12 protein-coding genes are annotated in these 16,051 nt (G+C 36.0%); 2 read left to right on the top strand and 10 right to left on the bottom strand.

The window, feature by feature from the left end:
* Positions 1-87: 87 nt before the first annotated feature.
* The 4 genes from QP953_RS22430 to QP953_RS22415 form a co-directional block, all read right to left on the bottom strand.
* Entirely contained in the window at positions 88-3,219 is a 3,132-nt protein-coding gene (locus QP953_RS22430; RefSeq protein WP_309553015.1) for an efflux RND transporter permease subunit, read from the bottom strand.
* 12 nt (positions 3,220-3,231) lie between these two features.
* The gene (locus QP953_RS22425) at positions 3,232-4,371 is read right to left on the bottom strand and encodes an efflux RND transporter periplasmic adaptor subunit (RefSeq protein ID WP_052594011.1); all 1,140 of its coding nucleotides are present in this window, start codon (positions 4,369-4,371) and stop codon (positions 3,232-3,234) included.
* A gap of 270 nt (positions 4,372-4,641) precedes the next feature.
* Positions 4,642-4,989 carry a 4Fe-4S binding protein gene (locus QP953_RS22420; RefSeq protein WP_052594014.1) on the bottom strand — a complete coding sequence of 116 codons (348 nt, stop codon included), beginning with the start codon at positions 4,987-4,989 and terminating at the stop codon, positions 4,642-4,644.
* 238 nt (positions 4,990-5,227) lie between these two features.
* Positions 5,228-6,235, bottom strand: a complete 1,008-nt coding sequence (locus tag QP953_RS22415; RefSeq protein WP_309553014.1) for a glycosyltransferase family 9 protein — start codon at positions 6,233-6,235, stop codon at positions 5,228-5,230.
* Between the two features lie 996 nt (positions 6,236-7,231).
* On the opposite strand from QP953_RS22415, the gene QP953_RS22410 reads away from it, so the two are divergent.
* Entirely contained in the window at positions 7,232-8,344 is a 1,113-nt protein-coding gene (locus QP953_RS22410) for a T9SS type A sorting domain-containing protein (RefSeq protein ID WP_052594018.1), read from the top strand.
* 328 nt (positions 8,345-8,672) lie between these two features.
* A complete protein-coding gene (locus QP953_RS22405; RefSeq protein WP_309553013.1) occupies positions 8,673-10,205 on the top strand; it encodes a hypothetical protein in 1,533 nt (510 codons plus the stop codon).
* 60 nt (positions 10,206-10,265) lie between these two features.
* Here the strand turns inward: QP953_RS22405 and QP953_RS22400 are convergent, their stop codons facing one another.
* The 6 genes from QP953_RS22400 to QP953_RS22375 form a co-directional block, all read right to left on the bottom strand.
* The gene (locus QP953_RS22400; RefSeq protein WP_309553012.1) at positions 10,266-11,552 is read right to left on the bottom strand and encodes a hypothetical protein; all 1,287 of its coding nucleotides are present in this window, start codon (positions 11,550-11,552) and stop codon (positions 10,266-10,268) included.
* Between the two features lie 250 nt (positions 11,553-11,802).
* Positions 11,803-12,465: an aquaporin gene (locus QP953_RS22395; protein ID WP_309553011.1), complete on the bottom strand. Its 663-nt coding sequence runs from the start codon at positions 12,463-12,465 to the stop codon at positions 11,803-11,805.
* On the bottom strand, positions 12,462-13,091 hold the full coding sequence (locus QP953_RS22390; RefSeq protein ID WP_309553010.1) for a protein-tyrosine-phosphatase: 630 nt from the start codon (positions 13,089-13,091) through the stop codon (positions 12,462-12,464). Before QP953_RS22390 ends, QP953_RS22395 begins: the two co-directional genes overlap by 4 nt.
* Positions 13,092-13,594: 503 nt before the next feature.
* The gene (locus QP953_RS22385) at positions 13,595-14,065 is read right to left on the bottom strand and encodes a DUF6428 family protein (protein WP_052594023.1); all 471 of its coding nucleotides are present in this window, start codon (positions 14,063-14,065) and stop codon (positions 13,595-13,597) included.
* On the bottom strand, positions 14,062-14,412 hold the full coding sequence (locus QP953_RS22380; protein WP_052594028.1) for a helix-turn-helix transcriptional regulator: 351 nt from the start codon (positions 14,410-14,412) through the stop codon (positions 14,062-14,064). The genes QP953_RS22385 and QP953_RS22380 overlap by 4 nt, the downstream gene beginning before the upstream one ends.
* Positions 14,413-14,862: 450 nt before the next feature.
* A complete protein-coding gene (locus QP953_RS22375; RefSeq protein ID WP_309553009.1) occupies positions 14,863-15,840 on the bottom strand; it encodes a T9SS type A sorting domain-containing protein in 978 nt (325 codons plus the stop codon).
* Between the last annotated feature and the right edge of the window lie 211 nt (positions 15,841-16,051).

Below are 16,051 nucleotides of genomic sequence, written 5' to 3'. Positions count from 1 at the left end.
AGCTTAGTTACCTGCGGTGCTACTGCGTGGTTTTAACGGAGTAATGCTTAGTAATTGGCTAACCTTTTTGTATTAAAAAGTTTAAAATTATTCTTCCTCCTCTTCTAGAACACTAGGTTCAACAGCTCTAGGCGCTACTTTTTCTCCTTCCCAAAGCCATCTCCATCCTCTACGGAGGTTATTAACAACGACCAACAATGGTGGCAGCATTAATAACATGATAAAGGTAGCGGACAATAATCCATAGGCTAAGGATACCGCCATAGGAATAACAAACTGTGCTTGCAAACTGGTTTCTAGAACAATAGGCAGTAGTCCAGCGACAGTCGTAACAGAAGTTAGTAAGATTGGGCGGAAGCGGGAAATACTAGCCTCATAAACAGCATCCATAAAACTCAAACCATCTTTTAACAAACGGTTCATGGTACTCACCAAAACCAAACTATCGTTAATCACAACTCCTGCAACGGCCAATATACCAAAAAGAGACAACATACTGATTGGTAGATTGTGAATCCAGTGTCCTGTTACCACTCCAATAAAAGCAAATGGAATTAAGAGTAAAACTATTGCCGCTTGAAAGAACGAACGGAAAGTCAAAACCACTGTAAAAAAGACAAGTAACAAAATAACTGGCAACCAACGTTTCATGGAGGAGGTTGTATCACCTGCTCGTTCGCTCTGACCTTCATAAATAACCTGTACGCTAGGGTGTTTTGCCAAGATAGTTGGAACAATTTCATCTTTTGCTTCGTCAAAAATTTCTGTAGCCGAGGCATTGGGATCGTTCAAAGAAGCACTAACCTCCATTTTTGCTTGGTTATTGACGTGAGAAATCTTCAACGCCACTCGTTTTTGTTCTAGTTTGACCAGTTCTTTTAAAGGATACGTATTTTGCCCCACTCTAATTTTCATGTTGAGCAATTGACTGAACGATTCTCTTTCTTGGTTGGTGTATCGCAACCAGACCTTAACCTCATCAGTGCCACGTTGCAATCGTTGCACTTCGTAACCAAAATAGCCTTGGCGAATTTGGCGAATGACGGTTGAAATATCAACGCCCAATGCACGAGCTTTAGGCAATAGTTCTATATGAAATTCTAGCCCTCCTTTTTGGTCGTTGTCTTCAACATTTTTGAGACGACTATCGGCTTCCAAAATCTCTTTGAATTCATCTTTTGCTTTGCGCAATTCCTCCATGTTTTCACCAACAAAACCGACTTGGATAGCAGCACCAAAAATAGATTTTTGCCCATAGGTTAAGCTTTCTGCTTCGTAGACTTTTCCAACCTTATCACGCAGTTGATTTCCAAAATCAGAACTTAGCATATTTCTAGTTTCTCCATCTAACAGAGAAATAAACAAGCTTCCTTCGTTAGGGCTATTGCTAATAGAACGAGCAATTGACTGTACTAGCATTTGACCATCTTCTCGTTGAGCGGATAGTTCCGTGTTTAGTTTCCATGCCTCTTTTTCAATTTTTGTCAAAAGACCTTGAGTAACCTCTTCTGTTGTTCCTGCTGGTAATTTTAAGGCAACCACTACATTATCCTGATCTACATTAGGGAAGAAAGTAACTTTTACAATCCCTCCTTTTACTAAGTTACCGCATAGAACCAAGATAACAATGCCTACAGAAATAGAAATCATTTTGTTGTTGATACAAAAACGAAGGGTAGGACCATAAACTTTGTCTTTTAGAAAGTCAAAAAATGCGGTACTGGTTTTTTCTAGAACGTTTTTCTTATTCCCATGCTCTAAATCTTTGGAATGCGCAACATGTGCAGGCAAGATAAAGAAGCCCTCAATTAGAGAAAAGAGTAGGGTACAGATAACGACAAAGGCAATATTAGACATAAAGTCTCCCATTTGCCCTTCAATCAAAAAGAAGAGCATAAAGAACCAACAAGTTGTAATAACAGCAGAGATAACAGAAGGCAAGACCTCCATTACACCTTCTATGGCGGCTTGTTTGGCAGGAATTCCTTTCTCGTATTTCTGGAAAATATTTTCAGCAATAACAACCCCATCGTCTACCAAAATACCAATAACTAAGATTAACCCAAATAGTGACAACATATTGATGTTAACTGTAGAAAAAGGCATGATTATAAACATTCCTGCAATAGAAATAGGAATACTCAAGGCGACCCAAAAGGCAATTCTTGGTTTTAAAAACAAGCCTAATAGTAGCAATACCAAAACAAATCCAATCAATCCATTGTTGACCAATAACTCTGTACGTTGTTGAATACCAATACTTCCATCTCGAAGCAAAAAGGCTTCAACAATTGTGTTTTCGTTATTAAATTCTTCTATAAACTCTTTTGATTCGGTAGCCGTTGTAATAATATCCTCACTCAAACGACTCATCACCTGAATTTTTACAGCAGGTTTGCCATTGTAAAATTCTCGTTGTGGAACATCTGCCCATTGGTTCTTAATATCAGCGATATCTTTTAGGAGAATATTGGTACCACTAGAACTTGTTTGAATGATAATGTTTTCAAGTTGCTCGGCATAGTAGGCTTTATTTTCTGCACGAATCGTAATTTTAGTACTACCCATTTCTAGATTTCCTCCCGTCAATTCGACATTGGAACCTTGAACAGCACGGGCAACATCTTCAAATGTTAATTGATAAGCATCTAAAGCGTTTTCTCGAATAGCAATCTCGATTTCCTCGTCAGGATAGCCCGATACGATTACTTTAGAGATGTTCTTTTTTGCCAATAATTCTTGCTCTGCTCTTTCTGCAAACTCTTTGAGTGTTTTTAAATCAACATCGCCACTAATCATAATATCTGCTGCGGCATCTGTTCGCTCTCTTTTGTAAATAACAGGCGTTTCGGCGTCATCAGGAAATGTATTGACTCGGTCAATCGCATTTTTGACATCGCTTAAGACATTTTCAATTTTGTAGTTGCTAAAAATTTCAACATTGACCGTTGATAAGTTTTCGACAGAGGTAGAACTAACTTTTTTGATCCCTTCTAATCCATCAATTTCTTCCTCTATTTTTATGGTAATTCCCTTTTCTACTTCAGTAGGAGAGGCACCAATATAAGTCGTTTCGATAACGATTTCTCGACTTTCTACCCTAGGGAACTGGCTGCGTTGAATATTAATAGCAGAAAGCACTCCCAGTATACCAATCAAAAGCAGCAATACATCTGCTGTGATGTGGTATTTTATAAAATATTGTATTGCGTTTTTCATTTATGATTGATTTTACTGAATTACTTGGACAGGCATACCTTGGTAGGCACCTAAAACAGATTGTGCCAATAACTCTGTCCCGTCTTCCACACCTCGAACGTACATTTGATTGTTGTCAACTTTCACCACTTCAATTTGTTGGAGGTCTAGTTTTCCCTCTTTGACAACATATACCTTATTATTATTGATAAGTAGCTTTCTAGGCAAGGCAACGACATTATCCAAAGACTTAGTTGTAATTTTTCCATTGAGAAACATGCCTTCGTTCAGTTGGCTGCTATTGATAGTGATAAAGACTTTTTGAGTTTGAGTCTTTTCTTCAATAGTTTTTCCAAAGCGATTGACCGTACCCGACCACGTTTCATTGGTTGCCTCCGAATAGAGGTTGACCTTATTTCCTTTTTTGAAAAACTGTACATCATACAGAGAAACGGTTGCTTCCAATTCGTAGCGAGAAGGGTGCGTTAGTTCCCCTAGTTTTTGACCACTACGAACCAATGCCCCCTCATACGTGGAAGCATTGCTAAGAACGCCATCAAAAGGAGCATAAATTTTGTATTTGGTCAACCGATATTCTTGACGTTTGATATTGATGTATTGATTTTCGATGTTACGACCTCCTATGTAAAGCTTTTCTCTAGCATTTTTGGTTTTTGGCAATTCTTTGATAGGTTGTTTGAGATCAAAATTATCTACATAAGCTCGCCATGCTTCAAAATTTTCTGAATAGTCATTTTCCAAGTCAGGTAAAATGCTGATAATAGAACTGTACAATTGACTTTTGGCAGCTTGGAGTTCTAATTGAGCTTCTGTATCGTCTAGCGTTAACATCAATTCTTTGGCTTTAAAGAAAATGCCTTCTCTAAACTCTTTCCCTGCTTTTTTTATGGTACCTGTAACCTCAGAGTATAAGTCAATTTTTTGGCGAGGAACAACTTTTCCACTTATAACGACTTCAGATGAAAGGGTTTCATTGGCTGCCTTCATGGTATAAACATAATTTGTTTTAGCGGTAGCCATACCAGCAGATTCTGTATTGGTTTTCTTCGTTTTGTTAGCACTTGAATTTCCAACTTGAGAGGCAAAGTAAACACCTCCAACAAGAATGACAAATCCAATAACAACACTAATTTTTCGAAATATTTTATTCATGATTTATGTTCAATCTAAACGATTTGGTTATGGTTATAGTAATAGAGGTTGGGTTAGGTTTAGGATGAAACCTATATTTGTCCTTTAATGTTCACAAGTATAGACTAAAAAAATTATTTATTGTTTATTAGGACGACCAGTTTTCAATGAATGGTAAGATAACTTCAATAAAAGGAGGAGCAAATGTTGGTTGGGTAAGCCCAAAAATAAAAGTCACTCTGAACGAATCCAGAATGACTTCTTTATAAAAAGGGGTAAAGCAATTGCAAATTAAACGTGTAGAATCGCCTTTTTCTTTAGCAATCTTTCTTCTGATTCTACATGATTTTCGTCAGGAACACAACAATCAACAGGGCAAACTGCTGCACATTGTGGTTCTTCGTGAAAACCAACACATTCTGTACACTTATCAGTTACGATATAGTAGAAATCTTCTTCAACCGGTGCATTCATTTTATGCGCATCTACTTCCTGTCCATCAACAAGTTGAAACATGCCCGTTGCACCTGTACCATCTGCATAAGCCCATTCTACGCCTCCATCATAGATGGCGTTGTTGGGGCATTCTGGTTCGCAAGCACCACAATTGATGCATTCATCAGTGATATAAATAGCCATTATTAGAATATTATGGATAAGTGATTAAATAAGAATGCAAAACTAATTATAAAACGTCCAAAAAACAAGAAAAGTTGATACTTTCAAACTATTTTTTACAGGAATAAGTGAATTCTTTTGACATCGAATAAAGAAATCAAACAACGTGTTTTTAGTGCTTTTTCAAAATATAGTGTATTGGTTTGTATATTGTGTGGTATTGAAGTGAAACAACCTTTTTGACTGAGATACAGTAGACTTAGTTGTTGTCCAGAATATCTAAAACAGCCTCCACAATAGTCGCTCCATCGAGTTGATTCATGCAATTGAAATGTCCTTTGGGGCATTGCGGGTGACCAATTTTGGAACAAGGGCGGCAAGTGAGCGTCGGTTGCTCTATGATGGTAAATTTAGGACCATTACTAGGCAAGTAAGGATACATGCCAAATTTGGGAACGGTATTGCCCCAAATAGAAACAATGGGACGCTTTAATGCAGCAGCAATGTGCATGAAACCCGTATCATGAGCAATAACTACTTTGGCTCGGTCTACAATAGATGCCGATTGATGTAAGTTGAATTGGCCACAGGCATTGATCACCTGATTTCCTGCTGTTTCAATAATTTGGGCAGCTTCACGATCTCCTTTGCCGCCAATGAGAACAATTAGTTCTTTGGATAGCATTTGGCAGATGGACTTAATTTTGGAAGCAGGCAAGCGTTTGGTGGCATGGGCAGCACCAATCACAAAGACAATAAAGGTCTGATCGGTTAAACGTTGGTCGAGTGTTGTTAAATCAATATAATCTTGAGGTGGAATGTGGTAATCTAAGCCCTTGTCATCGTTCTTAATATTTAATTCTCGAACAGTATCCAAATAACGATCTACAATATGAAGGTGGGGCATTTTATCTATCTTAAATTGCGTTAGCAGCCATTTCTGAAGATTTAATTTATTGAACGCTATGGTTTTGATCCCTAATTGGCGAGCAACATACCAAGATCTAAGATTTTTGTGTAAATCAATGAGTAGTGTGTATTGTTCTTTTTGTAGTGCTTTGACGACTTGTTTGAGAGGTTGTGTGTCTTTATCAAAGGTATGTACCTGATCAATGTACGGATTGGCGTCGAGAATGGAAGTAAACGTCTTTTTGGTCAAAAAATGAATCTCAACGTTTGGTAACTGTGTTTTTAAACAGCGAACAACAGGACTAGTTAGGACAATGTCGCCAATAGAGCTGAAACGAAGAAGAAGAATTTTTTGCATTTTTTGGAACTTTGAATGAATGAATGAAGTTAATCTTTCGTTATATATTTAACACCTAGTTGTGTTACCATTTCATGAGTGTTGAATAAGTAATTCCATATTATACGTATTTTGCTGCAGAAAAAAAATTACACAAAAAATAATACAACCGAACGAAAAAGTTAACCTACTAATATACTTTGTATGATAATTAAAAAAGATGTACTTTTGCTTAGTAGTCTGCTTATTATTAGTAGTCAATTGTTAAGTACACACAAAGCAATACAATATATTTTTAATACAGACGAATGTTTTTTATGAATTCAATATTTCCACACTCTCAATAAGAAGGGTAGGATAATGAGAGAAACTAAACCGAATTGGCTATTAATTAGTAGTAACGTAGCTAACTATTAGTTAATACAATAGTTAGCTGCGCTGCTACTACGTGGTCGTTGAAAAACTTTATTAGTTTAGCTGCGCTGCTACTTCGTGGTACTTCATGAGTGCTGCGCAGTTGATAATCAGTAAATTCCGCCTTTGTTGTGTTTTGTGTTAAAATTTTGATTATCAAGTTAATATAAATGTGCTTTTTTATCTTTTTGGTAACTAAGTTTGCGATCTCACGAGCGCAGCGAGCTAAAAAAGTAAACAACTAAGCGATAGCGATCTCACGACCGCAGGGAGCTAATCAACGAACTACTATAATAATAACATTTCTTTTATGGATTTATTCCCCTTATAGAGTAGTATTTTATTTCACCTTAAACCACTGCCTGTTAAGTTATGCTGTTTTTTACAGAACAAGTTGATAAAGACTCCAAAATTTATACACTTATTTGATAGTAATTACTCAGATAATCGAAAAGTAGATTGATGATTTGTCTATAAATTACTGGATGTCATTGTAATAAAGTTCTTTTGTTTAGCTATTCTTAATAGATTCTTTTGTAAGAATATTAATATCAATACTTACAAAGTATCTATACCACAGACAGTGCGCTAAAATTCCCCAATATGCAATCCCAATTTTATATTCTAATTTTATTCCTAATGTATGTACAGTCGTCAAAAGCGCAAAGCTTTTTGAATGGCAGTTTTGAGAATACAACCTCAACAGGCTGTAATTATAATCTTAATAACACAGCTTTTAATGCACTAATGAGCGATGTTAATGCTTATGGAGCAGGAAATGAAACCGATATTATGGTGGCAGGCTGTTATGTGCCTACGATACCAGATGGTACTTATTGTATTGCTCTTGCTGCTCCTAATAGCGATGAATTAGCCATGGCACTCTCTACGCCTTTGGTAGCAGGAACAGCTTACACCTTTACGTTTTATGCCTATTCTGATATTCAATTTAGACCACAAGGCAATGTTGAAATAGGAGCATCTACGGCAAACAATACGTTTGGTACGTTAATATATACAGGGATTACGGTGCCTAATACGTGGGTACAATATACCGTAAGTTTTGTCGCTCCGAATAATGCTACGCACATTACAATGAGGAATATTGCAGGGGCGACTCATTGGAACCGTTTAGATGCATTTGATTTTACAACATTATTGCCCATACAAATGCAAGAATTTAATGCCAATCTAGTCGATCAAGTGGTAGAGTTGGATTGGCAAACAGAGCAAGAAAAAGATAGTGATTATTTTTTGGTAGAACATAGTTTAGATGGGTTAGAATGGACGGAATTAGGACGTGTGGCAGCAGCAGGAAATAGTACGAATCTAACTACCTATCAATTTGTAGACAAACATCCTTTTGTTGGTGTTAATTATTATAGAATTAGAGAATATGACTATCAGGGAAATGCTATGGTTTCTGAAATGAAGGCAATTGATTATCAGATGAATCAAAATGAAAGCATTCAAGTCTTCCCAAATCCAACCAGCAAGCAAATTACGGTAAGCTTATTGGCGTCAGAAATGGCTACAATCACTGTTGAAATATACGATATGACAGGACGCAAGTTATTAGAAAAAGAGCATAGAACGATCTCTAAAGGATATCATCAAGAGACAGTAGATATGAGCGCCTTAGATGCTGGGGTTTACATGTTAAAGGTTACTAGCAATATGCTACGTTATCCTATGCAAAAAATTGTGAAGCAATAAAAGTAATCTATTAATTAGCATTTAATAAAAGGTATTGGTAGTTAGTACTTAGTTTTGTTACTCCCTTTGGTCGTGCGCTCGCTGCTGTTCCCACGAAGTAAAGGATAAAAATGCCTCAAGGTAATTGAACGGCAATCATTGAGTTGTTTTTAGTTTAAAAATTTTGAGGCGTTTTATTTGGTTAGCTCATTTGAATTGAAAAGTAAATGATTTATTTCCAATGATAAACTTATTTTAATTTATTACTTTTGTATAGTCAAAAAAATAAAGAAGAATGAGGTCCATACCAATTGTTGGGAAGGTAAGTTGTTGCTAGATAGGTTTTGTTATGAATAGAATTACAATTTTCAAACTCTATGAATTAATTGGAAGTTTGAAGAAGGAAGAAAAACGATCTTTTAAGTTGTTTTCAAAGAAATATCGTTTGGATAATGACAGTGGTACTTACTTAAAAGTGTTTGATTATTTGGACAAACAGGAAACCTTAGATCGAAAAAAATTTAAGCAAAAGTTTCAACAGGTAAAAGGGTTGAGTGGCATTCAAACGTATTTGTACCAGCAAATATTAAAAAGTTTGAGAAATCAACAAGCCTATAAGAATGTAGATGTAGAACTGATGGAAGGCCTGATAGAGTTGGAAATTTTGTTTAGCAAAAATTTGTTAAATACAGCACTTGAAAAGTTGCTAGAGTTGCAATATATAGCAGAAAGGCAGCAACGAATTTTGATCCTGCCCTTGATTTATGAATGGTGGTTTAAACTTCAAAATACACGTTTCCGTTATGACAATGTTGAGCAAGCTGATTTAGAAAAATATGAGCAAAAATATGCAGATATATTTTCTATTACAAAAGAGTATGCTGATTGCAGAATACAATTGGGGCGAATTATTTATTCTTCAAAACTAAAGTTTTCTAGACAACTGCCTACTTTGGTTCAAGAAATAAGTGATTGTCTTCCTGTTTATAAACCATACCAGCAGCAAAGTGTTCCAGGCGAAGTCGCAGCATTACAACTTCGGGCTTATTTGGCAGCAGTTGCTAGAGATACCAAAAGTGCAGCAAAGTATCATCAGTACCTCTATGATTTTACAAAGGAGTTGCCTCCACTACTTTTTCAAGAATATAAACGAATACATTTTACAGCTTTAGGAGGAGTTATTGTTAATTCCACAGACTGGAAAACAATAGTTGTTTTGTTGGAAGATTATAATAATATTAGCCCTGAAAATCAAAAATACATTACATTTTATGTTCGATTAAGCATTGCTTCGACACAATTAAAGGGCTATTTATCAACAGGGCTGTTTAAAGAAAGTCAGGAATACATAAAAAGTTTGCCTCCTAGTTCTACCTATCCTAATCAAACGATTTCGACCTTCCTGCATTACCAATTTGCACTATCACATTATAGTAATAAGGATTACGACGTAGCCTTAAAAGTAATAGATGAAATACTGAATGATAAACAGGCTACGAAACCAACCAATTATAGTTCGCTGCTTAGAATTATAATTCTATACGAACAAGAAGAATATATCCTATTAGGATCTTACCTGAATAATGTTCGACGAAATTTTAAGAAGAAAGATGTTCTTTTTGATTTTGATAAAAAGTTTATTTCGCTGATCAATAAGTTAATCTCATTACCACAACAAGAGCATATAGGGGAATTGATTCGTTTTAGGGCTAAGTTGCTCTCTTTTTTAAGGGAACATTCTTCTTTGCAAAGAGAATTCTTACTGTATTTCAATTTTTTAGGATGGTTGGATTGGCAAATTGATAAAAAAGAATTTAAAAAGTTGTGTTATTGGGGGGTAGATGGAGAAGAATGGGATGAAGAATTTCGAGAAATGGCATAAAAGCAAAAATAGCAGCTGCGTAAGTGAAAAAAAATTGCAGCTGCTTAGTTGGGTGATTGATTATTTGTGAATGTTTTTGCAGTTCATTTCTGTATCAATTTCTGAAAATAAAAATTTGGGAGCACCATATTTCCCACCTCCTTCATAATCTTTTCTTAGTTCTCCACTTGCTTTGTAACAAACACCATCCTTATCTTTTACAGCAATGCTATACCATAATGATTTGTGTTTGGGCAAATCCAAAGCATTTTTAACAACTTGCCAGTCAGAAGAGACTATAACCGCTCTTAAGATTTGTTTTCCATCGCTGAACGTACGATCTAAAGCCATTTTTTCGTAAGTACTATTGCTCATGCCTTTAGGATTTAGGCGGACGGCATCTATTCGCTCTTGTTGGCGTTGTTTAATGGCTGCCTCCAATTGTCCACTATCAATAAATTCTTTCAACATGCTGGTTTCTTTAGTTATTTTGTTTCTTAAAGCAATTGCAGTTGTTTCATCTTGTAGTTTGTCTTTGGATGGGATGCGAGTCAAAATTTGATTGAGACGTTTGAGATAAGAAGCGGCTTCTATTTTATAGTTCTCATGTCCTTCCCAAAGCTGCTTTTTATACATTGCTTCGATGATAATATCGGCTTCTTCTTCGGCTTTGGTTACTTCTTTATAGACCCTATTTTTAAAATAATCATCTAAATTTTTGAAAATTGCTTGCACATTGGAGCTTTTGTCAAATGCTTCAGGCAGTTCTTTTTTGTAATTTTCGATTTCTTTGTAAAAGCCTTGATAAGAAAAATCTATCCCAGCATCTTCGGATTTATTTCCGTATCGAATCCAGCTCTCATAACTTTTTATGTTTTTTTCAAAAGTTTCTCTCTTGTTAAATGCAGCTGTCTCACTAGAACAAGTAGTGTTTAGAGTCGTATATGTTTCGTTAAATTCCTTGAGGTAATTTTGATTTTGTTCAGAAGGTTGTTGATTTAAAATATCTAATCCTTCTTTTGCTTTTGCCAAATATTTAGCAGCATCTTTTTGAGCTTTCTCTCTATTTTGCTTCCATTCGATACCCTCCATAATGCTTTTGGCAAATTTTATATTCTCTCTAGCCTTTGAATAAGCTTTATAGGTGGCATCGTCAGGATTGTATTTAGGTGTTCCATCCTTATTTCTATTACTTTCGACAGGAGAGCTTTGAGAAGAGTTAGATGTTGTCGTTTTTTTACTCGATTTATTTTTTGTAGTAGTAATATTGGGTTTTTTAGGCTTTTTTATTAACCCTCCAAATTGTCCAAAACTATAGGAACATAGTGTAAGTAGTGCTAATGTTGTTATCAGTTTGAATGTGTTCATTGTTTAAATTATTTGCTTTCTTTTTTGATAATAATTTTAAAAATCTGAACACGAAATTATTCTATCGTAGAAACCTATTCAAGTCTAAAAAAGTTTTTTTTATGGATTTTCAAATGGCTTTGAAATTTTATTTTTAATTGATTTGTAGGTGTTTGTGATTTATTTTATACGACCTTTAAAGGTGTAGATTGTGTTGTGTTGTAAAGAAATAAAATAGAGTTCGAAAAACAAGACCAATAAATGGTGTCATCTAAATAGTGATGTTTTTTCTGCTTGATTTTTCTGTCAATAATTGCCAAGTTACAGCAGCTAATAAGGCACCTAAAATAGGCGCAATGATGTAGACCCAAAGCGCATGCAGTTGACCAGAAACTAATGCAGGGCCGATAGAGCGAGCAGGGTTCATAGAAGCACCTGTTATTGGACCTGCAAACATTGCTTCTAAGAGAACCGTAGCTCCAACAGCAACCCCTGTAAATGGTTGAGTATGTCTATTTTGACCAACCATTAGAATCACTAGCATTAAAAAATAAGTTAAGATTATTTCAAGCAAAAAGGACTGTTGCCAAGATTCGTACGGAAGAGTGGTTCCAAGCGTTTGGTGTGTAGGGAATAAAAATGCTAGACTGAGACTAGCCAATAATGCGCCTGTTATTTGGGCGATACAATAAGAAGCTAAATTCTTAAAGTTTAGGTGCTTAGTAAATGTAAAGGATATAGAAACAGCAGGGTTAATATGAGCTCCCGAAATAGGGGCTAAGGCATAAATCATTACCATAACAATAGCTCCAAAAGTGATAGCAATGCCTTGATGTCCAATTGTACCATTGCTGATATCGTTAATAATAATTGCACCAGTTCCACAAAAAACTAAAGCGTAAGTACCGATACATTCAGCTAGATAAGCTCTCATAAGGTAATCTGTTTTAGAACAAAAAGCATTTCTAAGGCAATTAGCCGACAAGTTTTTAAATACTCTACCGCTTCTAAGTCTGTACCATCAAATGCTTTAGGATCAGCATAAGGAAGTGCTATTTTTAAAGCGCTGCCGAATACAATCGGGCAATGAATATCTGCATGACTACAAACAACAAGCGCTGCAAAGTCTTTGCGGGGATTGGGTGGGGCTTCATATTGTTTAGAGAAAGCTAAATATGGGGGCATGCTGTCGTTCCAGCGAACTTGGTAAACAGGGTTGAGTAGATTTGTATTGTCTGTTGTAATTTTTAATCCAATTTGTTGTAATGCTGCAACTGTTCTATGATTAAAAGCAGTAGCTTCGGTGCCACCAGAAAACGTTCGAATTGAAGGTGTTTGATAGTAATCGGCAGCGATGGCCAACCAAATCTGTGCTAAGTGACTGCGTCGCGAGTTGTGCGTACAGATAGCGATAATATCAGGTGTTTGGGAAGCATGTATCTTTTCTTTCAAAAAAGTGCTTAAGCGCAATAATTGTTGCTGCCTATGGTTAATAATTTGTCCAAAACTTTGTTCTAATTCTTGGCAATATTGGTAGATAGAAGAATATAATTGGGTCATGTATAACAATGGATGAATAATAATTATCGTATATATACAAATAGTAGTTCGTTGATTAGCTCCCTGCGGTCGTGAGATCGCTATCGCTTAGTTTTTTACTTTTTTAGCTCGCTGCGCTCGTGAGATCGCAAGCTTAGTTACCAAAAAGATAAAAAAGCACATTTATATTAGTTTGATAATCAAAATTTTAACACAAAACGCAGCAAAGGCGCAATTTGCTGATTATCAAACTAATAAAGTTTAGCTTCGCTGCTACTGCGTGGTTTCAACGAACTATTGTACAAATATATACGATAATTATTGATGTTAAAAAAATAAAAAACCTTTTTATCAACGCCTTCTGTCTGCTCCCTTAAAAAATAGAAATCTACTCTAAAGAAGCAATCGAGTTAGTTTCGTTCGTTCCTCTTGGTTGTTGGTCTGCGTGCGTTTGTAGACTGCGGTTTCGCTGATATGGTTTTAGTATATTGTGACCAGTCAGAGGGGGGAATAGTAGTAATAAATTAACAACAACCACTGTCTGGCGAACAAGCATTTTGGTTGGCAATCAAATCGTTGAGATTTAATTTCTGTTTGCCTAGTTGGGGAATACATTTGTCAGGAGCGAGGCAGTTGGTCATTTTATTGATGAGCAAAAAATGTTTGCCATCAAAGGACAAGCCATATTTGCCAATCGTTCCAGCTTGGTATTCTACCTCTATTTCTAAATCTTCTAAGCTTAGTTTTTCTTCAGATAATTTGATGATGTCGAGTAATTTTTGAGGCTGAAGACTGTGGTCAACATCATCAGAATACCACAACTGAAAATTAATTACTTTTTCTTCTCTTAATGTACCGCCGCAATCTATAAAGTTTTTTTGAATCATTCCTACTTCTGTCACATGATAATGGCTAGGAACTGAGCTGCCATCAGGTAGCTGAAAATGAATGCGGTCAATGTTAGCAATATGCTTTTTTAAGGTGGATAATTTCATGATTTTTCTTTTTCAGAACAACAATTGTCGTCCATTGGTTGAATAGAATAAAGTATATGTTGATAATAATTGGCTAGTAGTTTAAAAGGTTCTGGATTAAGACAATAGCAAACACTATTTCCCTCAATGTTCCCCTTGATTAATCCTACTTTTTTTAACTCTCTCAAATGTTGAGAAATAGTCGGCTGGGCTAAGGGAATTTCTTCTACAATGTCTTTACAAATACAGGATTTTTGTTGCAATAAAAATTCAACAATAGCGATCCGAGCAGGATGTCCTAGAGCTTTTGCTATTTGTGCCATCGAGTTTTGTTCGTTGGTAAAAATGTCTGTTTTGGATATTCCCATAATTAATTTTATTAATTTGTATATTGCAATATTACGATTAACTTTTGTAACAAAAAAATGAAATGAACTTTTTATTTTACATTACTTCGTTGAAACCACATAGTAGTAGTAAACAAAGCTTGCTGAAAGCTAAATTCTGTTAGTTTATGGGAAAGCACTCCTGTAAAAAACTAAAAAACTAAGCTTGCCGAGTAGGCTTGTGCTAGTAGCATAAAAGCCCAAGGTCATGAGCGAACCGAGCATAGCGAACTCACGACCATAGGGAGTAACAAAGCTAACTAAAAGCGCAGCGCTCACGAAGCACCACGCAGTAGCAGCGAAGCTAATCAATAGAGTATTAACTCTAAAAAAGATTTAACATCTCCAATTCAAATATCATGATTGGTTTGCCAATAGGAGGATTAAGACATAGAATAGAATTATATCCTTTAGTGGTTGAATTTTTCCTTTTTAGTAAACAATTAGTTGTTTAGTCAAGTGTTGAGTGGCGGTTTGTATTTTGAGTAGATAAGCACCTTTGGATAGATTTTGTGTAGGGATTTTTTGTGTATTGGGAGGTAGTTCAAGAATTAATTGCCCTTGAAGATTGTACAAAGAGAAAGTGTAATCACCTGTATTGTGCGTTGAAATTTCAACGGTAATAGGAGCTCCTTGGCGAACAGGATTGGGAAAAATGCTAACCATAGGAGTAGGAATTTTTTGAATAGCAATTGTTGTATTTTGATGAATAACACCTATTGCATCCAAGTCAAAGCCACTAGAAGGAAAAGGAGTACTCCAAGGGTCATTGACTTTGATTCCACGGCTATCACGAGTCGCATAAGCATCTTGAATGCAGCCAACAGCGTCAACAATGCGAACATGACTGATTGCACTAAGGTTGAGTATAGCTGAGTCTGCTGCCAATTCTTGCAAATCAAAAGGAGTACCATAATTGGCACGATACTTACCCGCAAAGTTATACAGACGAGTAGCATCCAAATTGCCAAATCCCCCAACTTGAACGCTCGTGTCTGTATTGGAAATCGCAGGGAAGCGAACAAAGTTCTGCCCATCAGAACTTACTTCTACAAATGCCAATTCTAAAAACGTAGCATTAAAAGCATTTTCGAAGACTACAAAATCAGCACCTGGTCCATTTTGAATCGGATGCTCAAAGGTAAGGGTGGCCTGTCCACCATCACCAAGACTCAAGGTAAAACCATCTCCAGCCATTCCCAAAGTACCCGCAACGCTTCCTGCTGATGCCGTACCTAAACTGGGTTGGCTGATGTCAACCAAACCCCGTTCTACCACACATTGGGTCGCCCAAGCTACCAAAATACTAGAGTCTTTGTAGATTGCTGTACTTCCTGGCTGTCCAGCAATAGGAGCAAATTGAGCATTAGCAAAAGAATAGAAAAAGAAAATACTTAAAAAACTTGTCATTAACTTTGAACGAAATTGCATTGGAAGTAATCTTTAATTTTTAATACTTTGTGGAGGAACGTGTGTGTTGTTCAATTGATTATTAGAAGGATAGTTGCTGAATGTCCAAATATTTATAATTAAATTTTTATGAACGATTACTTACTCCGTTGATTTTATATAACTAAAATCTTTTGAACTATTTTGATGGCAAATATACAGAGTCTAAATC

The sequence above is a fragment of the Aureispira sp. CCB-E genome, assembly GCF_031326345.1.
Taxonomy (GTDB): Bacteria; Bacteroidota; Bacteroidia; order Chitinophagales; family Saprospiraceae; genus Aureispira.
This window is presented reverse-complemented; position numbering and strand designations above follow the sequence as displayed.

Bases quoted from the DNA above. Each gene is read 5' to 3' on its own strand.
- QP953_RS22430 (WP_309553015.1), bottom strand. From the start codon at position 3,219: ATGAAAAACGCAATACAATATTTTATAAAATACCACATCACAGCAGAT.
- QP953_RS22425 (WP_052594011.1), bottom strand. From the start codon at position 4,371: ATGAATAAAATATTTCGAAAAATTAGTGTTGTTATTGGATTTGTCATT.
- QP953_RS22420 (WP_052594014.1), bottom strand. From the start codon at position 4,989: ATGGCTATTTATATCACTGATGAATGCATCAATTGTGGTGCTTGCGAA.
- QP953_RS22415 (WP_309553014.1), bottom strand. From the start codon at position 6,235: ATGCAAAAAATTCTTCTTCTTCGTTTCAGCTCTATTGGCGACATTGTC.
- QP953_RS22410 (WP_052594018.1), top strand. From the start codon at position 7,232: ATGCAATCCCAATTTTATATTCTAATTTTATTCCTAATGTATGTACAG.
- QP953_RS22405 (WP_309553013.1), top strand. From the start codon at position 8,673: ATGAATAGAATTACAATTTTCAAACTCTATGAATTAATTGGAAGTTTG.
- QP953_RS22400 (WP_309553012.1), bottom strand. From the start codon at position 11,552: ATGAACACATTCAAACTGATAACAACATTAGCACTACTTACACTATGT.
- QP953_RS22395 (WP_309553011.1), bottom strand. From the start codon at position 12,465: ATGAGAGCTTATCTAGCTGAATGTATCGGTACTTACGCTTTAGTTTTT.
- QP953_RS22390 (WP_309553010.1), bottom strand. From the start codon at position 13,091: ATGACCCAATTATATTCTTCTATCTACCAATATTGCCAAGAATTAGAA.
- QP953_RS22385 (WP_052594023.1), bottom strand. From the start codon at position 14,065: ATGAAATTATCCACCTTAAAAAAGCATATTGCTAACATTGACCGCATT.
- QP953_RS22380 (WP_052594028.1), bottom strand. From the start codon at position 14,412: ATGGGAATATCCAAAACAGACATTTTTACCAACGAACAAAACTCGATG.
- QP953_RS22375 (WP_309553009.1), bottom strand. From the start codon at position 15,840: ATGACAAGTTTTTTAAGTATTTTCTTTTTCTATTCTTTTGCTAATGCT.